Annotated in this window: 20 protein-coding genes; 13 read left to right on the forward strand and 7 right to left on the reverse strand. The window is 70.0% G+C overall.

Going from position 1 to position 21,857, the window contains the following annotated elements:
* Window position 1: 1 nt before the first annotated feature.
* The gene (locus tag FQ142_RS16575) at window positions 2-1,231 is read right to left on the reverse strand and encodes a class I SAM-dependent RNA methyltransferase (protein ID WP_149424221.1); all 1,230 of its coding nucleotides are present in this window, start codon (window positions 1,229-1,231) and stop codon (window positions 2-4) included.
* A 23-nt stretch (window positions 1,232-1,254) separates the two neighbouring features.
* On the opposite strand from FQ142_RS16575, the gene FQ142_RS16580 reads away from it, so the two are divergent.
* Complete coding sequence (locus FQ142_RS16580) at window positions 1,255-1,893, forward strand: Maf family protein (RefSeq protein ID WP_149424331.1); 639 nt, start codon at window positions 1,255-1,257, stop codon at window positions 1,891-1,893.
* A gap of 78 nt (window positions 1,894-1,971) precedes the next feature.
* Entirely contained in the window at window positions 1,972-3,738 is a 1,767-nt protein-coding gene (locus FQ142_RS16585) for an acetyl/propionyl/methylcrotonyl-CoA carboxylase subunit alpha (protein ID WP_149424222.1), read from the forward strand.
* Between the two features lie 74 nt (window positions 3,739-3,812).
* Here FQ142_RS16585 and FQ142_RS16590 read toward each other — a convergent pair whose 3' ends face one another.
* Window positions 3,813-5,267: an NAD(P)H-quinone dehydrogenase gene (locus tag FQ142_RS16590; RefSeq protein ID WP_188042459.1), complete on the reverse strand. Its 1,455-nt coding sequence runs from the start codon at window positions 5,265-5,267 to the stop codon at window positions 3,813-3,815.
* Window positions 5,268-5,315: 48 nt separating this feature from the next.
* On the opposite strand from FQ142_RS16590, the gene FQ142_RS16595 reads away from it, so the two are divergent.
* From FQ142_RS16595 to FQ142_RS16605, 3 genes are read left to right on the forward strand one after another with little or no spacing between them, the layout of a single operon-like run.
* Entirely contained in the window at window positions 5,316-6,149 is an 834-nt protein-coding gene (locus FQ142_RS16595) for a purine-nucleoside phosphorylase (protein ID WP_045253507.1), read from the forward strand.
* A complete protein-coding gene (locus tag FQ142_RS16600; protein WP_188042460.1) occupies window positions 6,146-7,816 on the forward strand; it encodes a phospho-sugar mutase in 1,671 nt (556 codons plus the stop codon). The genes FQ142_RS16595 and FQ142_RS16600 overlap by 4 nt, the downstream gene beginning before the upstream one ends.
* A 7-nt stretch (window positions 7,817-7,823) precedes the next feature.
* A complete protein-coding gene (locus tag FQ142_RS16605) occupies window positions 7,824-8,087 on the forward strand; it encodes an HPr family phosphocarrier protein (RefSeq protein ID WP_149424223.1) in 264 nt (87 codons plus the stop codon).
* Window positions 8,088-8,122: 35 nt separating this feature from the next.
* Here the strand turns inward: FQ142_RS16605 and FQ142_RS16610 are convergent, their stop codons facing one another.
* A complete protein-coding gene (locus tag FQ142_RS16610; RefSeq protein ID WP_149424224.1) occupies window positions 8,123-10,045 on the reverse strand; it encodes a BglG family transcription antiterminator in 1,923 nt (640 codons plus the stop codon).
* A gap of 166 nt (window positions 10,046-10,211) precedes the next feature.
* On the opposite strand from FQ142_RS16610, the gene FQ142_RS16615 reads away from it, so the two are divergent.
* From FQ142_RS16615 to FQ142_RS16650, 8 genes are all read left to right on the forward strand, one after another.
* The gene (locus tag FQ142_RS16615) at window positions 10,212-10,523 is read left to right on the forward strand and encodes a PTS sugar transporter subunit IIB (protein ID WP_056420935.1); all 312 of its coding nucleotides are present in this window, start codon (window positions 10,212-10,214) and stop codon (window positions 10,521-10,523) included.
* Window positions 10,520-10,798, forward strand: a complete 279-nt coding sequence (locus tag FQ142_RS16620) for an HPr family phosphocarrier protein (RefSeq protein ID WP_045253512.1) — start codon at window positions 10,520-10,522, stop codon at window positions 10,796-10,798. Before FQ142_RS16615 ends, FQ142_RS16620 begins: the two co-directional genes overlap by 4 nt.
* Window positions 10,795-12,483: a phosphoenolpyruvate--protein phosphotransferase gene (ptsP, locus tag FQ142_RS16625; RefSeq protein ID WP_149424225.1), complete on the forward strand. Its 1,689-nt coding sequence runs from the start codon at window positions 10,795-10,797 to the stop codon at window positions 12,481-12,483. The genes FQ142_RS16620 and ptsP overlap by 4 nt, the downstream gene beginning before the upstream one ends.
* Window positions 12,480-14,006: a PTS mannitol transporter subunit IICB gene (locus FQ142_RS16630; RefSeq protein ID WP_149424226.1), complete on the forward strand. Its 1,527-nt coding sequence runs from the start codon at window positions 12,480-12,482 to the stop codon at window positions 14,004-14,006. The genes ptsP and FQ142_RS16630 overlap by 4 nt, the downstream gene beginning before the upstream one ends.
* Window positions 14,007-14,071: 65 nt before the next feature.
* Window positions 14,072-14,503 carry a PTS sugar transporter subunit IIA gene (locus FQ142_RS16635; RefSeq protein ID WP_056420925.1) on the forward strand — a complete coding sequence of 144 codons (432 nt, stop codon included), beginning with the start codon at window positions 14,072-14,074 and terminating at the stop codon, window positions 14,501-14,503.
* Window positions 14,500-15,657, forward strand: a complete 1,158-nt coding sequence (locus tag FQ142_RS16640) for a mannitol-1-phosphate 5-dehydrogenase (RefSeq protein ID WP_149424227.1) — start codon at window positions 14,500-14,502, stop codon at window positions 15,655-15,657. Before FQ142_RS16635 ends, FQ142_RS16640 begins: the two co-directional genes overlap by 4 nt.
* 120 nt (window positions 15,658-15,777) lie before the next feature.
* The gene (locus FQ142_RS16645) at window positions 15,778-17,064 is read left to right on the forward strand and encodes a flavin-containing monooxygenase (RefSeq protein WP_149424228.1); all 1,287 of its coding nucleotides are present in this window, start codon (window positions 15,778-15,780) and stop codon (window positions 17,062-17,064) included.
* Window positions 17,065-17,073: 9 nt separating this feature from the next.
* Entirely contained in the window at window positions 17,074-17,823 is a 750-nt protein-coding gene (locus tag FQ142_RS16650) for an alpha/beta hydrolase (protein ID WP_149424229.1), read from the forward strand.
* A 44-nt stretch (window positions 17,824-17,867) separates the two neighbouring features.
* Here the strand turns inward: FQ142_RS16650 and FQ142_RS16655 are convergent, their stop codons facing one another.
* The 4 genes from FQ142_RS16655 to FQ142_RS16670 are packed head-to-tail and all read right to left on the reverse strand — an operon-like array spanning window position 17,868 to window position 21,853.
* Window positions 17,868-18,974 (reverse strand): polysaccharide deacetylase family protein, encoded by a 1,107-nt coding sequence (locus FQ142_RS16655; RefSeq protein ID WP_149424230.1) that lies wholly within the window; start codon window positions 18,972-18,974, stop codon window positions 17,868-17,870.
* Window positions 18,975-18,977: 3 nt separating this feature from the next.
* Window positions 18,978-20,093 (reverse strand): adenosine deaminase, encoded by a 1,116-nt coding sequence (locus FQ142_RS16660; protein WP_149424231.1) that lies wholly within the window; start codon window positions 20,091-20,093, stop codon window positions 18,978-18,980.
* Between the two features lie 51 nt (window positions 20,094-20,144).
* The gene (locus FQ142_RS16665; RefSeq protein ID WP_045253521.1) at window positions 20,145-21,437 is read right to left on the reverse strand and encodes a thymidine phosphorylase; all 1,293 of its coding nucleotides are present in this window, start codon (window positions 21,435-21,437) and stop codon (window positions 20,145-20,147) included.
* Window positions 21,434-21,853, reverse strand: coding sequence for a cytidine deaminase (locus FQ142_RS16670; protein ID WP_045253522.1), 420 nt, complete (start codon window positions 21,851-21,853; stop codon window positions 21,434-21,436). Before FQ142_RS16670 ends, FQ142_RS16665 begins: the two co-directional genes overlap by 4 nt.
* Between the last annotated feature and the right edge of the window lie 4 nt (window positions 21,854-21,857).

A 21,857-nucleotide genomic window follows, 5' to 3' on the forward strand; every position in this document is an offset into this window, starting at 1 on the left:
GTCACCGGGTGAGCAGCGCGACGACCTCGAAGTGGTGCGAGTGGGGGAAGAGGTCGAAGCCTCGCAGCGTGCCGACGTTCCATCCGTGCTGACGGAAGGTCCCGAGGTCGCGGGCCAGTGCGACGGGATCGCAGGCGACGTACGCGATCGCGTCCGGCGCGAGGGCATGCAGCGCGTCGACGACAGCGCGCCCGGCTCCCGCCCGGGGCGGGTCGAGCACGACGGCACCGGTGCGGGTTCCCGCGGCCAGGCCGGCCAGGTAGCGGTCGACTCGAGCGGTCACCGCCCTCACACCCATCCCCGCGAGGTTCTGCTGCGCGTGGGCGGTCGCCCTCTTGCTCGACTCGACCGTCACGATGTCGGTGGCACCGAGGTCGGCGAGGGATGCGGCGAACAGCCCTACCCCGCCGTAGAGGTCGAGGTGCGACGCCTCGGGGTCGACGTGTCCGTCGAGGATCCCGTAGACGGCACCGTCGAGCACCGACGCCGCGCGCGGGTGCACCTGCCAGAACCCGCCGGCGTCGAGCTGGAACCGGCGGTCGCCCACCTGCTCGTACACGACCTCCGGCGCAGGCCGACGACCCTGCCCGCGTGCCGGGCGCTCGTCGAGCCGCTCGCGACGGATGACGCGGACCGTGCCGTCGCCGGGTTCGACCAGATCGACGCTGCCCGCCTCCCCGCCTTCGAGACGCAGAGCCGCCTTCGCGATCGCCGGGCGCGCGAGGGGGTGCGAGCCGACAGGGATCACCCGGTGGCTGCGCGCGGCATAGGGCCCGACCCGGCCCTCGTCGTCGACGTGCAGGGTGACCCTGGTGCGCCATCCGGTGCCGTCTGTCGAGTCGACCGCCTCGATCTCGGGGGCCTCGAGTCCGGGGCCGGCGAACCGGTCGAGCGCCTCGGTCAGCACCTGGCGCTTCAGGGTGCGCTGGTGGGCCAGATCGATGTGACCGAGGTCGGCGCCACCCGGTCGGTCCTCCGGCGCCCTCGACACGTCCGCCTCCGCCCAGATGTGGGGGCGGCGGTGCGGCGAGGCCTCGAGGACCTCCACCGTCTCCGCCCGCCAGAAGCTCTTCGACTCGTCGGTGGAGTCGGCGGTGAGTCGGGCGCGCACCCGCTCACCCGGAATCGCGTCGGAGACGAAGACGACGCGTCCGTCGTGGCGGGCGATGAACGTGCCGCCGTGCGCGATGCCGGTGATGTCCAGATCGAGCAGGGCTGGGGAGGAAGTCATCCTTCGAGGATACGGTGGTGGACATGCGCGTCTGCCTCGCCTCCACCTCCCCCGCCCGTCTGATGCTGCTGCGACAGGCCGGGATCGAGCCGCTGACCCAGTCACCCGACGTCGATGAGGATGCCGTGGCCGCCGCCGCGGCGGCGGAGAGAGGCGCGGATCTCCCTCCCGCCGACCTCGTGCTCCTGCTCGCCAGGGCCAAGGCCGCGGACGTGGCGCACCGGCTCGCGGCCGACGGCGAGTTCGACGGCATCGTGATCGGGGGCGACTCGATGTTCGCCCTCGACGGCCGCGTGTACGGCAAGCCGTATACGGCGGAGGAGGCGACACGACGGTGGCGGGAGATGCGCGGCGCCACCGGCATCCTGCACTCCGGCCACTCCGTCTACCGCGTCTCCCCCGGGACGGAGCCGGTCGAGGCGACGGCGACCGCCGAAGCCGCGGTGACCTTCGCCGAGGACGTCACCGATGCCGAGATCGCCGCGTACGTCGCCTCCGGAGAGCCGCTGCTCGTCGCGGGCGCCTTCACCGTGGACAGTCTCGGCGGGGCCTTCATCACCCGCGTCGAGGGCGATCCCTCGACCGTCGTCGGGATGTCGCTGTCGACGGTGCGACGGCTCTCCGCCGACCTGGGTGTCCGCTGGACGGACCTCTGGTCGTAGAGTCCGCTCGACGTTTTCGCGTCTTTCTTGTGGAGAGTCGTCAAATGGATCGGGAGCCTTCTCGCTAGGCTGGCAACCATGCCTGATATCGCCAAGGTGCTCATCGCCAACCGCGGCGAGATCGCCGTCCGAATCATCCGTGCCGCTCGTGACTCCGGGATCGCCTCCGTCGCCGTATACGCCGACCAGGACCGCGACGCTCTGCACACCCGTCTCGCCGACGAGGCCTACGCCCTCGGCGGGTCCACCAGCGCCGAGACCTACCTGCAGATCGAGAAGATCCTCTCGGTCGCCCGTCGTGCCGGCGCCGACGCCGTGCACCCCGGCTACGGCTTCCTCGCGGAGAACGCGGAGTTCGCCCGTGCCGTGATCGGTGCGGGGATGACCTGGATCGGCCCGTCCCCCGAGGCCATCGAGGCGCTGGGTGACAAGGTCACCGCCCGCCACGTGGCGGAGAAGGTGGGCGCGCCGCTCGCCCCCGGAACCCCGGGTCCGGTCTCGGGCGCCGACGAGGTCATCGCCTTCGCCCGCGAGTTCGGTCTCCCGATCGCGATCAAGGCGGCCTACGGCGGCGGCGGCCGCGGCCTGAAGGTCGCGCGCGAGCTCGACGAGGTCGCCGAGCTGTTCGAGTCGGCCACCCGCGAGGCAGTCAGCGCCTTCGGACGCGGCGAGTGCTTCGTCGAGAAGTACCTCGACAAGCCGCGCCATGTCGAGACGCAGTGCCTGGCGGATGCCGAGGGCAACGTCGTCGTCATCTCCACCCGCGACTGCTCGCTGCAGCGCCGGCACCAGAAGCTCGTCGAGGAGGCGCCCGCGCCGTTCCTCACCGACGAGCAGAACGCGCAGCTGTACTCCGCCTCCAAGGCGATCCTCAAGGAGGTCGGCTACGTGGGTGCGGGAACCTGCGAGTTCCTCATCGGCGCCGACGGCACCGTGTCGTTCCTTGAGGTCAACACCCGCCTTCAGGTCGAGCACCCGGTGTCCGAGGAGGTCACCGGCATCGACCTGGTGCGCGAGCAGTTCCGCATCGCCGCGGGCGGCACCATCGACTACGAGGACCCCGCCCCCACCGGTCACTCCATCGAGTTCCGCATCAACGGCGAGGACCCCGGTCGCGGCTTCCTGCCGCAGCCCGGCCCCATCCACGTGTTCAAGACGTTCGGGGGCCCCGGCATCCGGCTCGACTCCGGCGTCACCGCCGGTGATTCCGTGTCGGGCGCGTTCGACTCCCTGCTCGCGAAGATCATCGTCACGGGCAAGGACCGCGCCGAGGCGCTCGAGCGCTCGCGTCGCGCTCTCGACGAGTTCGAGGTCGCCGGTCTCCCCACCGTCCTGCCCTTCCACCGCAAGGTCGTGCGCGACGCCGCCTTCACGGCGGAGAACGGCGAGTTCGGGGTCTTCACCCGCTGGATCGAGACGGAGTTCGAGAACGACATCCCCGCCTGGGACGGCGAGCTGGAGACGCCGTCCCCCTCGGAGACCCGCCACACGGTGGTCGTCGAGGTCGCAGGAAAGCGTCTCGAGGTCAGCCTCCCCGACCGCGTCGCCGTCGCCGCAGGGACCTCCGGTCGCCCGGCGGCCGTGCCGCCGTCGCGCCGCAACCACTCGACCTCGGTGAGCGCCGGGGCCTCCGGCGATGCCGTCAAGTCGCCCATGCAGGCCACCGTCGTCAAGGTGGCCGTCGAGGAGGGGCAGCAGGTCGTCAAGGGCGATCTCGTCGTCGTCCTCGAGGCGATGAAGATGGAGCAGCCGCTGCAGGCGCACAAGGACGGGACGATCGGCAACATCGGCGCGGTCGCCGGAGCGACCGTCTCGGCCGGCCACCAGCTGCTCACCATCAGCTGACCACGTCGTCGAAGAGAAGAGGCGCCCCGCTGATGCGGGGCGCCTCTTCTCGTACGCTGCGGATGTCGCAGAGGTCAGGTGATCTTCGCGTTGACGAGGTGCATGGCACGACTCGCGTCGGTGATGCTGCTCGACAGCGACGGGTATGCCGCGAAGACGCGGGACACCTGGTCGACGGTCAGACGGCGCTCGACCGCGACGGCGATCGGATAGATCAGCTCGGAGGCCTTGGGCGCCACGATCACGCCGCCGATCACTGTGCCGGATCCCTTGCGGGCGATCAGCTTCACGAAGCCGTCCTTGATGCCCATCATCTTGGCGCGCGGGTTCGCCGCCAGAGGCAGCTTGTAGACGAGCCCGTCTGCGACGCCCTCCTCCACGTCCTTCTGGGAGTAGCCGACCGTCGCGATCTCGGGCGCCGTGAAGATGTTCGAGGTGATCTTGATCAGCTCCAACGGGATGACGATGTCGCCCAGCGCGTGGAACACGGCCGTGCGGCCCTGCATCGACGCGACGGATGCCAGGGGGAAGAAGTTCGTGCAGTCGCCGACCGCATAGACGTTGGGCACGGAGGTGCGCGCGACACGGTTGACGCGGATGTTGCCCTGCTCGGTGAGCTCGACGCCCGCCTCTTCGAGCCCGATGCCCGCCGTGTTCGGAATGGATCCGACGGCCATCAGGCAGTGGCTGCCCTCGACCGTGCGCCCGTCGGAGAGGGTGGCGATGACGCCGTCCTTCGTGACCTCGACCTTCTCGGCACGAGCCTTGGAGAGCACCGTCATGCCGCCACGTGTGAACACCTTCTCGAGCACGTGCGCGGCATCCTGGTCCTCACCCGGCAGCACCTGGTCGCGGCTGGAGACGAGGGTCACCTTCGCGCCGAGGTTCATGTACGCCGAGGCGAACTCGGCACCGGTCACACCGGAGCCGACGACGATGAGGTGCTCGGGCAGCGCCTTCATGTCGTACAGCTGCGTCCAGGTGAGGATGCGTGTGCCGTCGGGCTTCGCGGAGTCGAGCTCACGGGGCGAGGCCCCGACGGCGACGATGATGGTGTCGGCTTCGATGCGGTCGAAGTCGGTGCCGTCCTGGCCGGTGGAGACGACGATCGCATTCGGCCCCTCGAGGCGGCCATGGCCGGAGAGGATCCGCACGCCGGCGTCGAGGAGTGTCGTGCGCATGTCCTCGGACTGCTGACCGGCGAGTGCGATGAGGCGCTTGTTGACGGCGGCCAGGTTGATCGCGATCTCGGGCTTGAGCGGCTTGCCGTGCTCCCCCTTGGCGTAGAACTGCACGCCGAGATCCGAGGCCTCCGAGATCGCCACGGCGGCATCCGCGGTGGCGATCAGGCTCTTCGACGGCACGACGTCGGTGAGCACGGCCGCCCCTCCGACGCCCACGCGCTCGACCAGGGTCACCTCGGCTCCGAGCTGAGCGGCCGCCAGGGCCGCTTCATAACCGCCGGGACCGCCACCGAGGACGGCGACGCGCTGAGTGCGCTCAAAAGGGGTGGAAGACATGGTCTCCATTCTTCCGCAATCCTGGCCCCCGAGCCTGCACCTTCCTAGAGTGGATCCATGTCCGAAACACACAGCAACCCCCTCGACGACCCGAATGCGAACCCGTTCGAGGTCGCCGCAGCCGCAGCCGCAGACATCGCGCGCCTGACCGGAGTCGAGAAGCACGACATCGCTCTGACCCTCGGCAGCGGCTGGGGCAAGGCCGCCGACATCATCGGCGAGACCACAGCGACCATCCCGGCGACCGAGGTCACCGGCTTCTCCAAGCCCGCCCTCGAGGGCCATGTCGGCACCCTCCGCAGCATCCGCACCCCCGACGGCAAGAACGTGCTCGTCATCGGCGCCCGCACCCACTATTACGAGAACCACGGCGTCCGTCGTGTCGTGCACTCGGTGCGCACGGCCGCGGCCACGGGCGCAAAGATCATGGTGCTCACCAACGGCGCAGGCGGCGTGCGCGAGACCTGGACCCCGGGCCAGCCCGTGCTGATCAGCGACCACATCAACCTCACGGCCGACTCGCCGCTCGAGGGTGCCACGTTCATCGACCTCACCGATCTCTACGCCACCCGTCTGCGCGACATCGCGCGCAGCGTCGATCCCTCGCTCGACGAGGGCGTCTACACGCAGTTCCGCGGACCGCACTATGAGACACCGGCCGAGGTCCAGATGGCCAAGCACATGGGCGGACACATCGTCGGCATGTCGACGGCTCTCGAGGCCATCGCCGCGCGGGAGGCCGGGATGGAGATCCTGGGCTTCTCTCTCATCACGAACCTCGCCGCCGGCATCCAGAAGACCCCGCTCAGCCACGCCGAGGTGATCGAGGCCGGCCGCGAGGCGGAGCCCGTGATCTCGGCGCTGCTCGCCCGCGTGGTCGAGGCGCTGTGAGCGAGGCACGTCTCGCGCAGGCCCGCGCGTGGATGCGGCAGGATCCCGACGCGGAGACCCGTGACGAGCTCGCCGCGGTGATCACCCGCGCGGCCGGCGGTGAGGAGACCGCCGTCGCCGACCTCGACGATCGCTTCAGCACCCGCCTGGCCTTCGGCACCGCGGGGCTGCGCGGAGCTCTCGGGGCCGGAAGCAACCGCATGAACCGGGTGCTGGTGGCACAGGCCGCCGCCGGTTTCGCCGCGTTCCTGCGCGAGCGCGCCGGTGAGGGCACCCCCACGGTCGTCGTGGGCTACGACGGCCGTCGCAACTCGCGGGTCTTCGCGACGGACTCGGCCGAGCTGTTCGCCGGAGCGGGACTCCGCGCGATCCTCCTCCCCCGGCTCCTGCCGACCCCGGTGCTCGCCTTCGCGGTGCGGCACCTCGGCGCGGATGCCGGTGTCATGGTGACCGCCTCGCACAACCCGCCCAACGACAACGGCTACAAGGTGTACCTCGGCGGAGCGGATCAGGGGTCGCAGATCGTCGCCCCCGCCGACTCGGAGATCGCCGCGCACATCCAGCGGATCGCCGACGACGGCGACATCTCGACGCTCCCGCGCTCGCGGGCGTACGAGACGGCGGGCGAGGATGTCGTCGACGCGTACATCGCCGCGACCGCCGCGGTGGCGCCGGCCCCCGCAGGCGCTTCGGATCTGCGCTGGGTGTACACGGCGCTGCACGGGGTGGGCTGGGAGACGCTGTCGAAGATCGTGGCTGCTGCGGGGTATCCGCAGCCGATGGTCGTCGGGGAGCAGTTGACGCCAGACGCGACCTTCCGCACGGTGTCGTTCCCCAATCCGGAGGAACCCGGTGCGATGGACCTCGCCTTCGCACGCGCCCGGCGGGTGCAGGCGGACTTCATCCTGGCGAACGACCCGGATGCCGACCGCCTCGCCGTGGCGATCCCCGATGCCTCCTCGGAGAGCGGCTGGCGCCGCCTCACCGGCAACGAGGTCGGCCTGCTGCTCGGCGCGCGGGCGGCGCGGGTCGCCGCGGGCACACCGGGGGCGTCACTGGCCTGCTCGCTGGTCTCCTCCCCCGGTCTGGGCGCCGTCGCCGCTCATCACGGACTGGACTTCCACGAGACCCTCACAGGATTCAAATGGATCTCGCGTGCGCCGGGGATCGCCTTCGGCTTCGAGGAGGCGCTCGGGTACCTGGTCAACCCCGAGACGGTGCGTGACAAGGACGGCATCTCGGCTGCGGTCGCGATCCTCGGTCTCGCGGCCGAGGCGCACGCCCGCGGAGGGTCGCTCTCCGAGCTGCTCACCGAGCTCGGCGACACCTACGGCCACTACGCGAGCGGACAGGTGTCGGTGCGCGTCGAGGACCTCTCGATCATCGGCGACGTGATGCTCTCACTGCGCACCCTGCCCCCCGCGCGCTTCGGCACTCTCGGCGTCGCCGAGGCGCAGGACCTGCTGCACGCGGCGCAGGGGCAGCCCTCGGGCGACGTCCTGCGCTATCGGCTCGACGACGGCTCCCGGATCATCGTCCGCCCCAGCGGCACCGAGCCCAAGCTCAAGGTCTACATCGACGCGAAGGCCGACTCGGCTGCGGGCGCGGCCGAGACCGTGCGCGGACTCGAGGCCGCCGTGCGGTCGCTCCTGGAAGAACGCTCCTAGGCCGCGGATGCCGAGAAGACACGTCGTCATCACCGCGCACAACGGGGTGCATGCCCGCCCCGTCGCCGAGCTCGTGCGGCTCGTGCAGGCGCATCCGCATGCCGTCACCCTGCGCACGTCGTCGGGCGCGGTCGTGGATCTCAGCAGCGTCCTCGCGCTGATGGATCTCGCGCTCGCGCCCGGCGACGCCGTGGTGCTCGAGACCGCGGAGTCGGCCGATGCCGCCTCCGTCCTCGACACCCTCGCCGCGGTCCTCGACCCCCGCGGCTGACGACACGGGGGCGGACGGCCGGCGACCGCTGACCGTCAGCCGTCGATGACGGCGACGAGCTCGTCGAGGAACGTCTCGAAGCTCGTGCCCCGGCGGAGGATGCGCTGGACGCTGTCGCGCTCGCTGAACACCTCGACGAGCTGCTCGAAGACCGTCTGGAATGCGGCACGATCCGTCTCGCTGAAGGCGGCGAGCGCGACCACCTGCACCCGTCCTTCGCCCCACGCGGCGGATCCGTCCGCCACGCCGATGGCGATCGCCGTCCTCGTCGCCGTCATCTGCAGCGCGTGCGGGACGGCGAGCGCGTCGGTGAACGCGGTCGACGACATGCGCTCGCGCACGATGGTGTTCTCGACGTAGTCCTCGCCGATCAGCCCGGCCGTGACGAGCAGCCCTCCGAGTCGTCGGATGATCGCCTCCTCGCCCTCGTCGGGGAGCGGGTAGACGAAGGCGTCGGCATCGAAGTAGCGGGCGAGCTCGGCGCGCAGCCGGGTCAGCCGTCGCCCCCGTCGCACCCTGGCCGCGGCCTGCTGGATGCGATCCACATCGGAGTCGGTGAGGAAGGGCTGGATGCGCACGAACCGATCGCCGACCGCGCCGGGCTCGATGGTGCTGAGAACCAGGTCGGTGTCGAAGGACGTCCAGTCGGGATCGACGTTCGTGATGACGCTGGTGACCTCGATCGCCGAGCCCAGCGACCGGTCGACGCTCGATCGCAGCAGTTCGTGGAGCTCGTAGTATCCGGGGCAGACGATCGTCGCCGTGAGGATCGACTCCGCCTTGCGGCTGCGCTCGAGGCGTCCTCCCACGTGCATGGCGACGTAGGCGATCTCGTCGTCGTGGATCGGCGTGCCCAGGCGATCGTGCAGCCCGCTGGCGATGGACACGGCCACCTCGAAGATCATCGGATACGAGGTCTTCAGCGAGCGGGTGAGCGGGTTGCGGGTCAGCGCCCGCTCTTCGGCACGCCGCATCAGGTTCTGCACGTGCAGCGCCAGACGGAGCACGAAGGTCTCATCCACCAGATCGACCTGGAAGTCCTCGGCGGCACGGGCGATCTCGGCTCTGACGGCGCTCTCGACCGCGGGGTCGACACCGCTGCGTGCCACGTCGCCCGCGGCATCCTCCCCCGGTGCGACGATGCGCGTGAGCACGAGCGAGGCGAGGTGACTGCTGTCGCCGTCGCCCAGCGTGACCGAGAAGTGCTCGCGAGCCAGACGGGCGATCACGGCGCCCACCCGGGGGATCTCCTCGCGCGCCCCCGTGGGACCGGCCTCCAGGGCATGTCCCGCGGCGACCCGCTCGGCGGCGATCGCGATGTGCAGCAGTACGTCGGAGATCGCGAGTTCGTTGACGTAGTAGCCGAGCTGACCGAGCTCGCGCACCAGCGCGGATTTGAAGGGCGCGACCGACCCCGCCGCGACCGCCCCGCCCTCGAGCGCGCGCCGGAAGGTCTCGGGGTGGAAGGAGGCGGCGTCCATCTCGTCGTGGGCGAGGCGGCTGAGCAGCCGCCGCTGCGCCGCTTCGGTGCCGCGCAGCCGCACGATCTCGCGGTCGCGCTCCAGGGTCAGCTCCGTCCCCTCCAGCAGCCCGCGCACCCGCGCGAGATCCGCCTCGAGGGTCGCCTCACTGACGTGCAGCTCGGTCGCCGCCTCGAACACGTCGACGCCGGTCGGAACGTCGAGGAGCGTGCGGACCAGCCCGTGCAGTCTGTCTCTGGGGGCCGACTCGCCGCTCTGCCGCGTGCGCAGTGCGCGACGCGCACCGACACCTGCCCGATACCCCGCGGGTCCGGACTCCACGGCGTCCGCATCACCGGTCCGGGCGTTCACGGCGGCCACATACGAGCGGATGCTGCGCGGGGTCACCCCGAGCTGATCGGCGAGGCTCGCGGCCGTCGCCCAGTCTCCCTGGCGGAGGAGGGTCGAGAGGAGCTGGTCCTGACGCTGACGCGACATGATCCTCCCCTCCTCCGTGCCGACTGCACTGTCCTGACGTGATTCCCATGATGTCAGTAAGCGGAGCACCCCGCTCCGGAACCGACGTTCCGCAGGGGCGGAAAGGATGCTGTTGGCGAGAGGGGGCTTCCGGTTCCCAGACTGTTCTCAGGAAGGGTGAGCATCGATGAGGATCCTCGTGGTGTGCGGCGCTGGCGCGTCCAGCACGTTCGTCGCGCAGCGGCTCCGCAGAGCGGCGTCGGACGCCGGTCTCGATTGGGACGCGTCTGCCGGCATGGAGCACTCCGTCGCCGGAGGCGTGCACGACCTCGTCCTCGTGGGCCCTCACCTCGCCGATCGCCTCGACGCCATCCGTGACGTGGCGCGTACCCGTGTCGTCGTGCTCCCGGAGGACGTCTTCACCGACCGCGACGGCACCCGCACGCTGGCGCTCGCGCGCTCGATCCTCGCCGACACCACCTCGAAAGGAACATCATGACCGTCTCCCGCACCGTTCGGATCGGCTCCTCCCACGGACTCCACGCCCGCCCCGCGAAGCTGTTCGCACAGGCTGCGAAGGAGTCGGGTATCCCGGTGACCATCGCGAAGGACTCCGGCAAGCCGGTCAACGCCGCCAGCATCCTCGGTGTCATCGCGCTCGCGGTGGAGCACGGCGACTACGTCACGCTGACGGCGGACGGCGACGGCGCGGAGGGCGTTCTCGACACCCTGACCGAACTGCTCACCACCGACCACGACCAGGAGAGCGCATGAGCGAAGTGCGCGGCGTCGGCATCGGGCTGGGCGTCGCCCAGGGCGTCGTCGTGCGCATGACCGAGGCCTCGCCCGCACCCGAGAACACTCCGAGCACGCAGGGCGCCGACGTCGAGCGCACCCGCGCGCGTGAGGCGGTCACCGCGGTCGCGGCGGAGCTCACGGCTCGCGGCGAGTCCGCGGGCGGCTCGGCCCAGGAGGTGCTCGAGGCCCAGGCGATGATCGCCGAGGACCCGACGCTGCAGGACGAGGTCGACGCCAGGATCGACGACGGCGCCACCGCCGAGTGGGCCGTGCACGACGCGTTCGCCGGCTTCCGCGCGACGCTGGAGGCCGTCGGCGGCTACCTCGGCGAGCGGGCCGCCGACCTCGACGACATCGCCCAGCGCGTTCTCGCCCGGCTCCGGGGCGAAGATGCTCCCGGCGTGCCGGATCCGGGTCATCCGTTCGTCCTCGTCGCGAGGGACCTCGCGCCCGCGGACACGGCGCTCCTCGATCTCGATCAGGTGCTCGCCCTCGTCACCTTCGACGGCGGCCCCACCTCGCACACCGCGATCCTGGCCAGGGAGAAGGGCATCGTCGCGATCGTCGGTGCATCTGCGGCTGTGGACCTCGGCACGGGCACCTCCGTGATCGTCGACGCGGCGGCAGGGATCGTGACCGTGGATCCGACCGACGAGGAGAAGGACCGCGCCGACCAGCGCGCGGCCGCTCGACGCTCGGCGGACGACGCACCCCTGACTCCCGGCGCCCTCGCCGACGGCACGCTGATCCCGCTGCTGGCGAATCTGGGGAAACCTGCAGACGCAGCCGATGCCGTCGAACGCGGGGCTGAGGGCGTCGGGCTGTTCCGCACCGAGTTCCTGTTCCTCTCGTCGGCCCAGGCGCCGACCGTCGAGCAGCAGCGCGAGTCCTACCGGGAGCTGCTCGCGGCCTTCCCCGGCAAGAAGGTCGTCGTGCGGATGCTCGATGCCGGCGCCGACAAGCCCCTGGCGTTCCTCAACGACGCGCACGAGGAGAACCCCGCTCTCGGGCTCCGCGGTCTGCGCGCGCTGCGGGCGAGCGAGGACATCCTGCGCGAGCAGCTGACGGCGCTCGCCGAGGCGGATGCGGCGACCGAGGCCGACCTGTGGGTCATGGCGCCGATGGTCGCGACCGTCGAGGAGACCGAGTACTTCACCTCCCTCGCCCGTGAGTACGGGCTGAAGACGGCGGGCGTCATGGTGGAGGTCCCGGCGGCAGCGCTGCTGGCGGATCGGGTGCTCGCCCACGCGGACTTCGCCTCGATCGGCACCAACGACCTCACCCAGTACACGATGGCCGCGGACCGGATGCTCGGCTCGGTGGCAGGGTTCCAGGATCCCTGGCATCCTGCGGTCCTCCGCCTCGTGCGCGAGGTCGGCGCCGCCGGTGCCCGCCTCGGCAAACCCGTCGGCATCTGCGGCGAAGCCGCCGCAGATCCGATGCTCGCGGTCGTGCTCGTCGGCCTCGGCGCGACGACCCTCTCGATGGCACCCTCCGCACTCGCGGACGTGCGCCACATGCTCTCCACCCGAACCCTCGACGAGGCCCGCAACCTCGCCGAACTGGCACTGGCGGCGGACGACGCCGCCGGAGCCCGCCTCGCCGTGGCCGACGCCACAGCAACCCTTCCCCCTCACCAGCAGAAAGAGACGACATCATGACGACGACGTCACCGGCCGCCACGAAGGCAGGCGGCCTCCGAACGGGCGTGCAGCGCTTCGGCACGTTCCTGTCCGGAATGATCATGCCCAACATCCCCGCGCTCATCGCGTGGGGCATCATCACCGCGTTCTTCATCCCGAAGGGCTGGACCCCGAACGACCAGCTCGAGACGCTGGTCGGCCCGATCATCCACTACCTGCTGCCGATCATCATCGCCTACACGGGTGGAACGATCGTCTACAAGACCCGAGGCGGCGTCGTCGCCGCGATCGCGGTCATGGGTGCCATCGCCGGATCCGACTACCTGATCGCCCAGGTGAACGCCGACCTGCCGGCGGACAACCAGCTCGGCCAGATCCACATGTTCATCGGTGCGATGATCATGGCGCCGTTGGCCGCCTACTCGATGAAGTGGCTCGACTCGCTGTGGGACGGCAAGATCAAGTCAGGCTTCGAGATGCTCGTGAACATGTTCTCGGCCGGCATCTGGGGCTTCATCATGGTCGTGATCGGCTTCTACCCCATCGCCTGGCTGGTCAACGGACTGATGAACGTCCTGTCCACCGCCGTCAACTGGCTCGTGGAGACGAACCTGCTCCCGCTGACGAGCATCCTCATCGAACCCGCGAAGGTGTTCTTCCTGAACAACGCGATCAACCACGGCGTCCTGACCCCGCTCGGCACGCAGCAGGCGGCGCAGGACGGCAAGTCGATCCTGTTCCTGCTCGAGGCCAACCCCGGCCCCGGCGTCGGACTGCTCCTGGCGTTCACCCTGTTCGGCATCGGTGCGGCCCGCGCGTCGGCGCCGGGGGCCGCCGTCATCCAGTTCTTCGGCGGCATCCACGAGGTCTACTTCCCGTTCGCGCTGATGAAGCCCGTTCTGATCGTCGCGCTGATCGCCGGCGGTATGACCGGTGTCACGACGAACATGCTGTTCGGCACCGGGTTGGTCGCTCCCGCTGCGCCAGGCAGCATCATCGCGGTGCTCGGGCAGACCTTCCGCACCGACTATCTCGGAGTGATCCTCTCCGTCGTCCTCTCGGCGGCCGTCACCTTCATCATCTCGATGCTCATCCTTCGCGCGAGCCGCAAGAAGGACCTCGCGAAGGAGGACGCCTTCGCCGCAGCCGTGGCGCAGACCGAGGCCAACAAGGGCAAGTCCTCCGACGCGCTGAGCGGACTCGCCGCGAACGCCGCCGCTCCGGCAGCGGTCGCGACCGACCGCCGCATCGAGAACGTCGTGTTCGCCTGCGATGCCGGCATGGGCTCGTCGGCGATGGGCGCGAGCGTGCTGCGCAACAGGTTCAAGAAGGCGGGGGTCGACGGCGTCACCGTCACCAACCAGGCCATCGCGAACCTCGACGGCACGGCCGACCTCGTGATCACGCAGCAGCAGCTGACGGATCGCGCGAAGGCGCAGTCGCCGGATTCGATCCACGTGTCGGTCGACAACTTCATGAACTCCCCGAAGTATGAAGAAGTCGTCGAGATGGTGCGCGAGCAGCGCGGCACCGAGGCGTGACAGACCGGGAGGGGCGGGTGCCTCGGCATCCGCCCCTCCTCCACATTCAGGAAGAAGGAAACACCATGAGCGTTCTCACCCTCGACCAGGTCCGCATCCACGCAGGCTCCAGCACGCAGGACGCCGCCCTGCAGGAGGCCACCGACATCCTCGTGGCCGCCGGCGCCGTCACCCCCGCGTACGTCGACGCCATGCGCCAGCGCGAGCAGACGGTGTCGACCTTCATGGGCAACGGCCTGGCGATCCCGCACGGCACGAACGACGCGAAGGATGCCATCCTCGGTTCCGCGCTCTCGGTGGTCCGCTACGACGGCGGCGTGGACTGGGACGGCGAGCCCGCCACGTTCGTCGTGGGCATCGCGGGCCGCGGCGACGAGCACCTCGAGATCCTCTCGCAGATCGCGATCCTCTTCTCCGACGAGGATGACGTCGCGAAGCTCAACGCCGCACAGACCCCGGAGGAGCTCTACGCCCTGCTCTCGGCGGTGAACGAGTGAAGAAGGCGGTCCACTTCGGAGCCGGCAACATCGGGCGCGGTTTCGTCGGGCTGCTGCTGCACGAGGGCGGCTACGAGGTCGTCTTCTCCGACGTCGCCGACGCCCTGGTCGACGCGATCAACGCGGTCGATTCGTACACGGTGCACGAGGCCGGCCCGGGAGGCGTCGACCACGTCGTCACCGGCTTCCGCGCCGTGAACAGCAAGACCGATCCGGATGCCGTGGCCGACGAGGTCGCCTCCGCCGACGTGGTCACGACGGCCGTGGGTCCGACCGTGCTGCGGTTCGTGGCGCCGACGATCGTCGAGGGGCTGCGCCGCCGCTCCCCCGACGCCGCCCCGCTGCAGGTCATGGCGTGCGAGAACGCGATCGGCGCGACCGACACGCTGCGCGCGGAGGTCGAGAAGGCGGCGGGCGCGGATGCCGGCGATCTGCTCTCGCGCGCCGTGTTCGCCAACACCGCGGTGGACCGCATCGTGCCGGGACAGCCCGCGGACGGCGGTGTCGACGTGACCGTCGAACCGTATTTCGAGTGGGCGATCGAGACCGGGGCCTTCGACGGCGCTCTGCCGACGATCCCCGGCGCGCACTTCGTCGACGACCTGGCTCCCTACATCGAGCGCAAGCTGTTCACGGTGAACACCGGGCACGCCGCCACGGCGTACTTCGGCGCCCGTGCCGGCATCGAGCGCATCTCGGATGCCCTCGACGACCCCGAGATCGCGGCTCGGGTCTCCGCCGCCCTGGAGGAGACGTCGGCGGTGCTCGTCGCCCAGCACGGTCTCGATCCTGCCGACCTCGCCGACTACCGCGCGACGATCCTCGAGCGCTTCCGCAACCCTGCACTCGTCGACACCGTGCAGCGCGTGGGACGTCAGCCGTTGCGCAAGATCTCGCGCAACGAGCGATTCATCGGCCCCGCGGCCATGGCCGCGGAGCGCGGGCTGTCGACGACGGCGCTCGTCGGCGCGGTCACCGCCGCCCTCGAGTTCGACGAGTCGGACGACGAGCAGGCCGTGGAGCTGCAGCAGCTTCTGCGCACGGAGGACGCCGCGGCGTTCACCACCCGCACCACGGGGCTCGCGCCCGAGCACCCGCTCTTCCCGGCGATCCACGATGCGGTCGTGTCGCGGCAGACGGCGCTGCGCGCCTGAGTCCTGCGCCCTGTCGCCCCTGCGCCCCCTGCCGTTACGATCGGCAGGGGGCGCAGTCGCGCGAGCACGGTGTCGTGGGAGCAGGATGTCGTGTGAGCAGGATGCCGTGTGAGGAGCAGCATGAGCAGGTACGCCATCATCGGCGCGGGTCCGTCGGGACTGGCCGCCGCGCGGGCGCTGACGCGTCGGGGTGTCGCCGTCGACGGCTACGAGGCCTCGCACGGCGTCGGCGGGCTCTGGGACATCGACAACCCCCGCAGCACGATGTACGAGTCGGCTCATCTCATCTCGTCGAGGACGACGACGGAGTTCGCCGAGTTCCCCATGCGGTCCTCGGTCGACTATCCCGATCATCGCGTGCTGAAGAAGTACTTCGAGGAGTATGCGGACCGCTTCGACCTCGTCGATCTGTTCCGCTTCGACACGACCGTCACCCGCCTCGAACCGCGCGACGGCGGCTGGGACCTCACGAGTGTGGACGCGGAGGGCACACGGACCCGGCGGTACGCGGGCGTCGTGCTCGCGAACGGCACCCTGGCGACTCCGAGCATCCCCGCCTTCGCCGGCGCGTTCACCGGTGAGCTGATGCACACCAGCGATTATCGATCCGCCGACCAGCTCGAGGGACGACGCGTGCTGCTGATCGGCGCGGGCAACTCCGGGTGCGACATCGCCGTCGACGCCGTGCACCGAGCGGCGTCCGTGGACATGAGCGTGCGCCGCGGATACTACTTCGTGCCGCGATACCTGTTCGGACGCCCCAGCGACACCCTCAACCAGGGCAGGCCGCTGCCGGCTCGCATCAAGCAGGCGGTCGACAGCCGGGTGCTCCGCGCGTTCACCGGCGACCCCGTGCGCTTCGGCTTCCCCCGGCCGGACTATCGGATCTACGAATCCCATCCGATCGTCAACACGATGATCCTCAACCATCTCGGGCAGGGCGATCTGCGCATCCGCCCCGACGTCGACCGATTCGACGGGGCGACCGTGCGGTTCCGTGACGGGTCCGCCGACGACTACGACCTCGTGCTGCTCGCGACCGGATACCGGCTGGACTACCCGTTCGTCGACCGCGCGCACCTGTCGTGGCAGGGCGCAGCCCCTCGTCTGTTCCTGAACATCTTCCCGTCCTCGTTCAACGGTCTGTACGTGATGGGCATGATCGAGGCGTCCGGCATCGGCTGGCAGGGGCGCTACGAACAGGCCGACCTCCTGGCCGCCTACCTCCATGCCGCCGAGCGTGACCCCGGCGCCGCCGCGCGGTTCCGCGCCCGTGTGAGGACCGCACCGTGGCCGGACGTCACCGGCGGCTACCGCTACCTCGGGCTGGACCGCATGGCGTACTACGTCAACAAGGACGCGTACCGCACGGCCGTGCGCCGGGAGCGGCTCGCGATCGAGCCGTAGTCTGGAGACGTGCAGAAGAAGCGTGGCCGTCGCGTCCTGAAGGTGATCGTCTGGGGACTCGTCGCCGTCCTCGTCCTCGGGATCGGCGGCACCGTCGCCTGGAGCCAGATCGGGGTGATGCCGGCGGAGCGGGCACCGCTGGCGAGCGTCAGGGAGAACCCCGCGATCCAGGTGGAGGACGCCGAGCAGGGAATCGTCCTCACCCCGGCCGACGGCGCCTCCGACCGCGGCCTGGTCTTCGTGCCCGGAGCGAAGGTGGATCCGTGGGCGTACGCCCCGATCCTGCAGAGCCTCGCCGAAGAGGGCGTCACGGTCGTGATCACGCGCCCATGGCTCAACCTCGCGTTCTTCGACCTCCGCGGACTCGACGCGTTCACCTCCGCCGCCCCCGACATCGACGACTGGGCCGTCGGCGGGCATTCGCTGGGTGGCGTCCGCGCCTGCCAGCTGGCCGGCGACGCCGAGGCACTCGTGCTGTTCGGCTCCTACTGCGCGAACGACGTCTCCGACTCCGATCTCGCGGTGCTGAGCCTCTCGGGCACCGCAGACGGGCTGTCCACGCCCGCGAAGATCGATGCGGCCCGCGACCTGCTGCCGGCCGACGCCAAGATGGTCGCGATCGACGGAGCGTCCCACGCATCGTTCGGCGACTACGGACCGCAGTCCGGCGACGGAGAGCCGACGATCACGAGCGACGAGATGCACGCGCTGGTCGCCGAGATCCTCGGCCCCTTCATGGCGGAGCTCGCCCCGCGCTGACCGGCTGCCGAGGCGGTCAGCGGTCAGCGATCAGCGAGCAGCGATCAGCCGATCCGCTTGATCAGCGAGTCGAGGCCCATGCCGTAGTCGATGCGGACGACGGGGAGTGCGAGCTTGTCCGTGCCGATCTTGACGTATCCCGGCTCGATCGTGCGCGCCATCTCGTAGCCGGCCATCGTGACGCCCTGCTTCGCCGTGTCGTTGTAGTGACCGTACGGGTAGGCGATGACCTCCCGCACCCCGAGCACGTCGGCGGAGGCGTTGAGGTCTGCGGCGATCTGCTCGGCCGTCCAGTTCACCATCCGTCCCTTGCCGTTGTCGCCCGCCTTGTGCATGTCGTGCGTGTGCGATCGCCGGAGGACGTACTTCGAGGGCGGAGGATCCTGACGATCTGCGGTGATCATGAACGAGGTCGAGAGGAGCCCGTACCGATCGATCACCGGCACCGCCAGGTCGAACCAGGTCTGGTCCGCGTCGTCATCCGTGATGATCACGGAACGCGCGGGCAGTGAGAGCCGACCGTCGATGAACGCGCTGAGCTCATCCCACGTCGGGAGGTAGAAGCCGGTGCTCGCGATGTGGTTCATCTGCGCGTCGAAGTCGCCGATGTACGCGTAGTTGCCCCGCAGCCATCCGGACTCTCCGTCGGGGTTCGTCGTGAACTGGTGGTACATCAGGATCGACACCTGCACGTCGGCGGCCGCGTTGGCCTCCGGCGTGGTCCACGCGGCGAACAGGGCTACCTGCTGATCGACGCAGACGACCGGGTCGGCGCCGTTCACCCGGGCGGCGACCGTCATCGCCGTGGCATCGGCCTCGGTCGCGTACCAGCCCGCGAACACGCGGCCGTCCTGGGCGGGGATCGGAAGACCGACGTACAGGGCGTCCTGATGCTGGAGCATCGGGTCCTGCGGTGCGCCCTCGCCCACGAAGCTCACCGCGCACGCCAGCGGGTCGTCCGCATCCGCGAGGAGCTGCTGTGCGGGCGTCAGAGAGCGTTCGATGGTCGCGGTGCTCGTGCGCGGAATGACCTCCGCCGGCGTACGCGTGACCCAGGCGTACGCGAGGGCCGCTCCCCCGGCGAGGACGACGACGGCGATGATGATGATGATGACGAGGCCTGCACGGCGTCGTTTCCCCCCGGAAACCATGACTCAGACGTCGAATCCCTCGGCGATCATCTCGACGAGTTCCTCGCGCTCCTCGACCGGCAGGAAGGCCCCGGCCGCCGCGTTGAACTGGAAGGTCTCGAGATCGTCGAGGTCGTACTCGAACGTCGCCACGAGGTTCGCGAGCTCCCGCGTGAGCGACGTGGCGCTCATGGTGCGGTTGTCGACGTTGACCGTGACGGCGAATCCGAGCTGGTAGAGCAGATCGAACGGGTGGTCGGCGAGGGTGTTGCCCCATGCCGTGATCGCCCCGGTCTGCAGGTTCGACGAGGGCGAGAGCTCGAGCGGGATCTCGCGATCCCGCACCCAGCGGGCGAGGTCGCCGAACTGCACCTGCACCTCGTCGCCCTCCTGGGTGATCACCTGCAGGTCCTCCGCGATCCGCACGCCGTGACCCAGACGCAGTGCGCGTCCGTCGATCAGCGCGGAGCGGATGGAACCGGGACCTGCGGCCTCGCCGGCGTGCACCGTCACCGGGAAGAAGTTCTCGGCGAGGAGGTCGAATGCAGCGCGGTGATCCGAGGCGGGGAACCCGTCTTCGGGACCGGCGATGTCGAACCCGACGACGCCACGGCCCCGGAAGCCGACCGCGAGCTCCGCGATCTCCCTCGAGCGATCGGTGTGCCGCATGGCGCTGAGCAGCTGGCCGACACGGATGCTGCGACCGGCGCGATCCGCGGCATCCTCGCCCTCTTCGATGCCCTGCTGCACGGCCTCGACGGCCTGCTCGAGCGAGAGTCCGCGCGTGAGGTGCTGCTCGGGAGCCCAGCGCACCTCGCCGTAGATCACGCCGTCGTCCGCCAGATCCTGCACGAACTCGCGGGCCACGCGGGTCAGGCCCTCCGTCGTCTGCATGACGGCGGTGGTGACGTCGAACGTCTTCAGGTACTCGACGAGCGAGCCCGAGTCGCTCTTCGTGGCGAACCACTGCCCGAGCGACTTCGGGTTCGTCTCGGGAAGAGCGAGTCCGATCGCATCCGCGAGCTCGATGATGGTCGACGGGCGCACGGCGCCGTCCAGGTGGTCGTGCAACGACACCTTGGGCAGGCTGCGCAGGGAGGCCCCCTGGATGGTGACATCACCGTTCGCGTCGATCGACATCGGATTCCTCTCGGTCGCGGATTGAGCTCAGTTCAGGCTAGCGGTCGCCGCTCACGCCGTGATGCGCTCACGCACGATGGGACCCGCGGTCGGAGCCTCGTCGCCGACGGCCCACGCGCCCTCCAGCGCCTCGAGCGCTCTCGGGAATCGCGCCTCATCTGCAGCGGAGAGGGTGAACAGCGGCTGACCGGCCACCACCCGGTCGCCCGGCTTCGCGTGCAGATCGATGCCGGCTTCGAAGACGACCGGATCCTCCGCCCGCGCGCGTCCTGCACCGAGCCGCCAGGCCGCGACGCCGAACGGCAGTGCATCCATCTGCGAGACGACGCCGTCTGCCGGTGCCGTGACCACGTGGGTCTCCCGCGCCGTCGGCAGTGCCGCGTCGGGGTCGCCGTCCTGGGCGCGGATCATGGCCTTCCAGCCGTCCATCGCGCGTCCGTCGTCGAGAGCCGCCTCGACATCGGCGTCCGGCTGTCCGGCCAGCGCCAGCATCTCGCGAGCCAGGGCGATCGTCAGCTCCCGGACGTCGGCGGGTCCGCCGCCGGCGAGGATCTCGACCGACTCGCGCACCTCGTTGGCGTTGCCGATGGCGAAGCCGAGGGGCACGTTCATGTCCGTCAGCAGCGCGGTGGTGGCGACGCCGGAATCGGTGCCGAGAGCGACCATCGTGCGGGCGAGCTCGCGCGCCCTGTCGATGTCCTGCATGAACGCTCCCGAGCCGAACTTCACGTCGAGCACGAGCGCGTCGGTGCCCTCGGCGATCTTCTTCGACATGATGCTCGAAGCGATCAGCGGGATCGCCTCGACCGTACCGGTCACATCACGCAGTGCGTAGAGCTTCTTGTCGGCGGGAGCGAGGCCCGAGCCTGCGGCGCAGATCACCGCGCCCACGTCGCCCTGCATCTGCGCGAACATCTCCTCGTTGCTGAGCGCCGCGCGCCAGCCCGGGATCGACTCGAGCTTGTCGAGCGTGCCGCCGGTGTGCCCGAGACCACGACCCGAGAGCTGCGGCACCGCGACGCCGAACACGGCGACGAGCGGCGCGAGCGGCAGCGTGATCTTGTCGCCGACACCTCCGGTGGAGTGCTTGTCCACGGTTTTCTTGCCCAGGGTGGCGAAGCTCATCCGCTCCCCCGATGCGATCATCGCATCGGTGAGCACCCGGATCTCGTCGCGCTCCATGCCGCGCTGGAAGATCGCCATCGCGAACGACGCCATCTGCGCATCCGACACGTAGCCGCGCGTGTACGCGTCGACCATCCAGCGCAGCGCCTTCTCGGGCACCGCACCTCCGTCACGCTTGGCGCGAATGACATCCACCGCGTCGAAAGGCTCAACGCTCATCGCCACTCTCCTTCTGGTTCCTGAGCCTGACGAAGGGCCCGGGGGCCGAACGCGTCCGGCAGTACTTCATCGATGGTCCGGATGCCGGAGACGGTCTCCAGCAGCATCCCGGGCATCGCGTGTTCATAGAGCAGCTGCCGGCAGCGTCCGCACGGCATGATCGTCTGCCCGTCGTTGTTGACGCACACGAAGGCGACGAGCTGCCCGCCGCCCGACATGTGCAGGTCGCCGACGAGCGCGCACTCCGCACACAGCGTGACGCCGTACGAGGCGTTCTCGACGTTGCAGCCGGCGACGATGCGTCCGTCGCCGACGAGGGCGGCGGCGCCCACCCGGTAGCGCGAGTACGGCGCGTACGCCTTCGTCATCGCCTCGGTCGCGACCTGACGGAGTTCGTCCCAGTCGATGTCTGTCATGTCT

The organism is Microbacterium sp. ANT_H45B, from assembly GCF_008369345.1.
Classification (GTDB): domain Bacteria; phylum Actinomycetota; class Actinomycetes; order Actinomycetales; family Microbacteriaceae; genus Microbacterium.

Bases quoted from the DNA above. Each gene is read 5' to 3' on its own strand.
- FQ142_RS16645 (WP_149424228.1), top strand. From the start codon at position 15,778: ATGAGCAGGTACGCCATCATCGGCGCGGGTCCGTCGGGACTGGCCGCC.
- FQ142_RS16630 (WP_149424226.1), top strand. From the start codon at position 12,480: ATGACGACGACGTCACCGGCCGCCACGAAGGCAGGCGGCCTCCGAACG.
- FQ142_RS16655 (WP_149424230.1), bottom strand. From the start codon at position 18,974: ATGGTTTCCGGGGGGAAACGACGCCGTGCAGGCCTCGTCATCATCATC.
- FQ142_RS16615 (WP_056420935.1), top strand. From the start codon at position 10,212: ATGAGGATCCTCGTGGTGTGCGGCGCTGGCGCGTCCAGCACGTTCGTC.
- FQ142_RS16605 (WP_149424223.1), top strand. From the start codon at position 7,824: ATGCCGAGAAGACACGTCGTCATCACCGCGCACAACGGGGTGCATGCC.
- FQ142_RS16660 (WP_149424231.1), bottom strand. From the start codon at position 20,093: ATGTCGATCGACGCGAACGGTGATGTCACCATCCAGGGGGCCTCCCTG.
- FQ142_RS16590 (WP_188042459.1), bottom strand. From the start codon at position 5,267: ATGGAGACCATGTCTTCCACCCCTTTTGAGCGCACTCAGCGCGTCGCC.
- FQ142_RS16580 (WP_149424331.1), top strand. From the start codon at position 1,255: ATGCGCGTCTGCCTCGCCTCCACCTCCCCCGCCCGTCTGATGCTGCTG.
- FQ142_RS16585 (WP_149424222.1), top strand. From the start codon at position 1,972: ATGCCTGATATCGCCAAGGTGCTCATCGCCAACCGCGGCGAGATCGCC.
- FQ142_RS16665 (WP_045253521.1), bottom strand. From the start codon at position 21,437: ATGAGCGTTGAGCCTTTCGACGCGGTGGATGTCATTCGCGCCAAGCGT.
- FQ142_RS16610 (WP_149424224.1), bottom strand. From the start codon at position 10,045: ATGTCGCGTCAGCGTCAGGACCAGCTCCTCTCGACCCTCCTCCGCCAG.
- ptsP (WP_149424225.1), top strand. From the start codon at position 10,795: ATGAGCGAAGTGCGCGGCGTCGGCATCGGGCTGGGCGTCGCCCAGGGC.
- FQ142_RS16670 (WP_045253522.1), bottom strand. From the start codon at position 21,853: ATGACAGACATCGACTGGGACGAACTCCGTCAGGTCGCGACCGAGGCG.
- FQ142_RS16635 (WP_056420925.1), top strand. From the start codon at position 14,072: ATGAGCGTTCTCACCCTCGACCAGGTCCGCATCCACGCAGGCTCCAGC.
- FQ142_RS16620 (WP_045253512.1), top strand. From the start codon at position 10,520: ATGACCGTCTCCCGCACCGTTCGGATCGGCTCCTCCCACGGACTCCAC.
- FQ142_RS16595 (WP_045253507.1), top strand. From the start codon at position 5,316: ATGTCCGAAACACACAGCAACCCCCTCGACGACCCGAATGCGAACCCG.
- FQ142_RS16575 (WP_149424221.1), bottom strand. From the start codon at position 1,231: ATGACTTCCTCCCCAGCCCTGCTCGATCTGGACATCACCGGCATCGCG.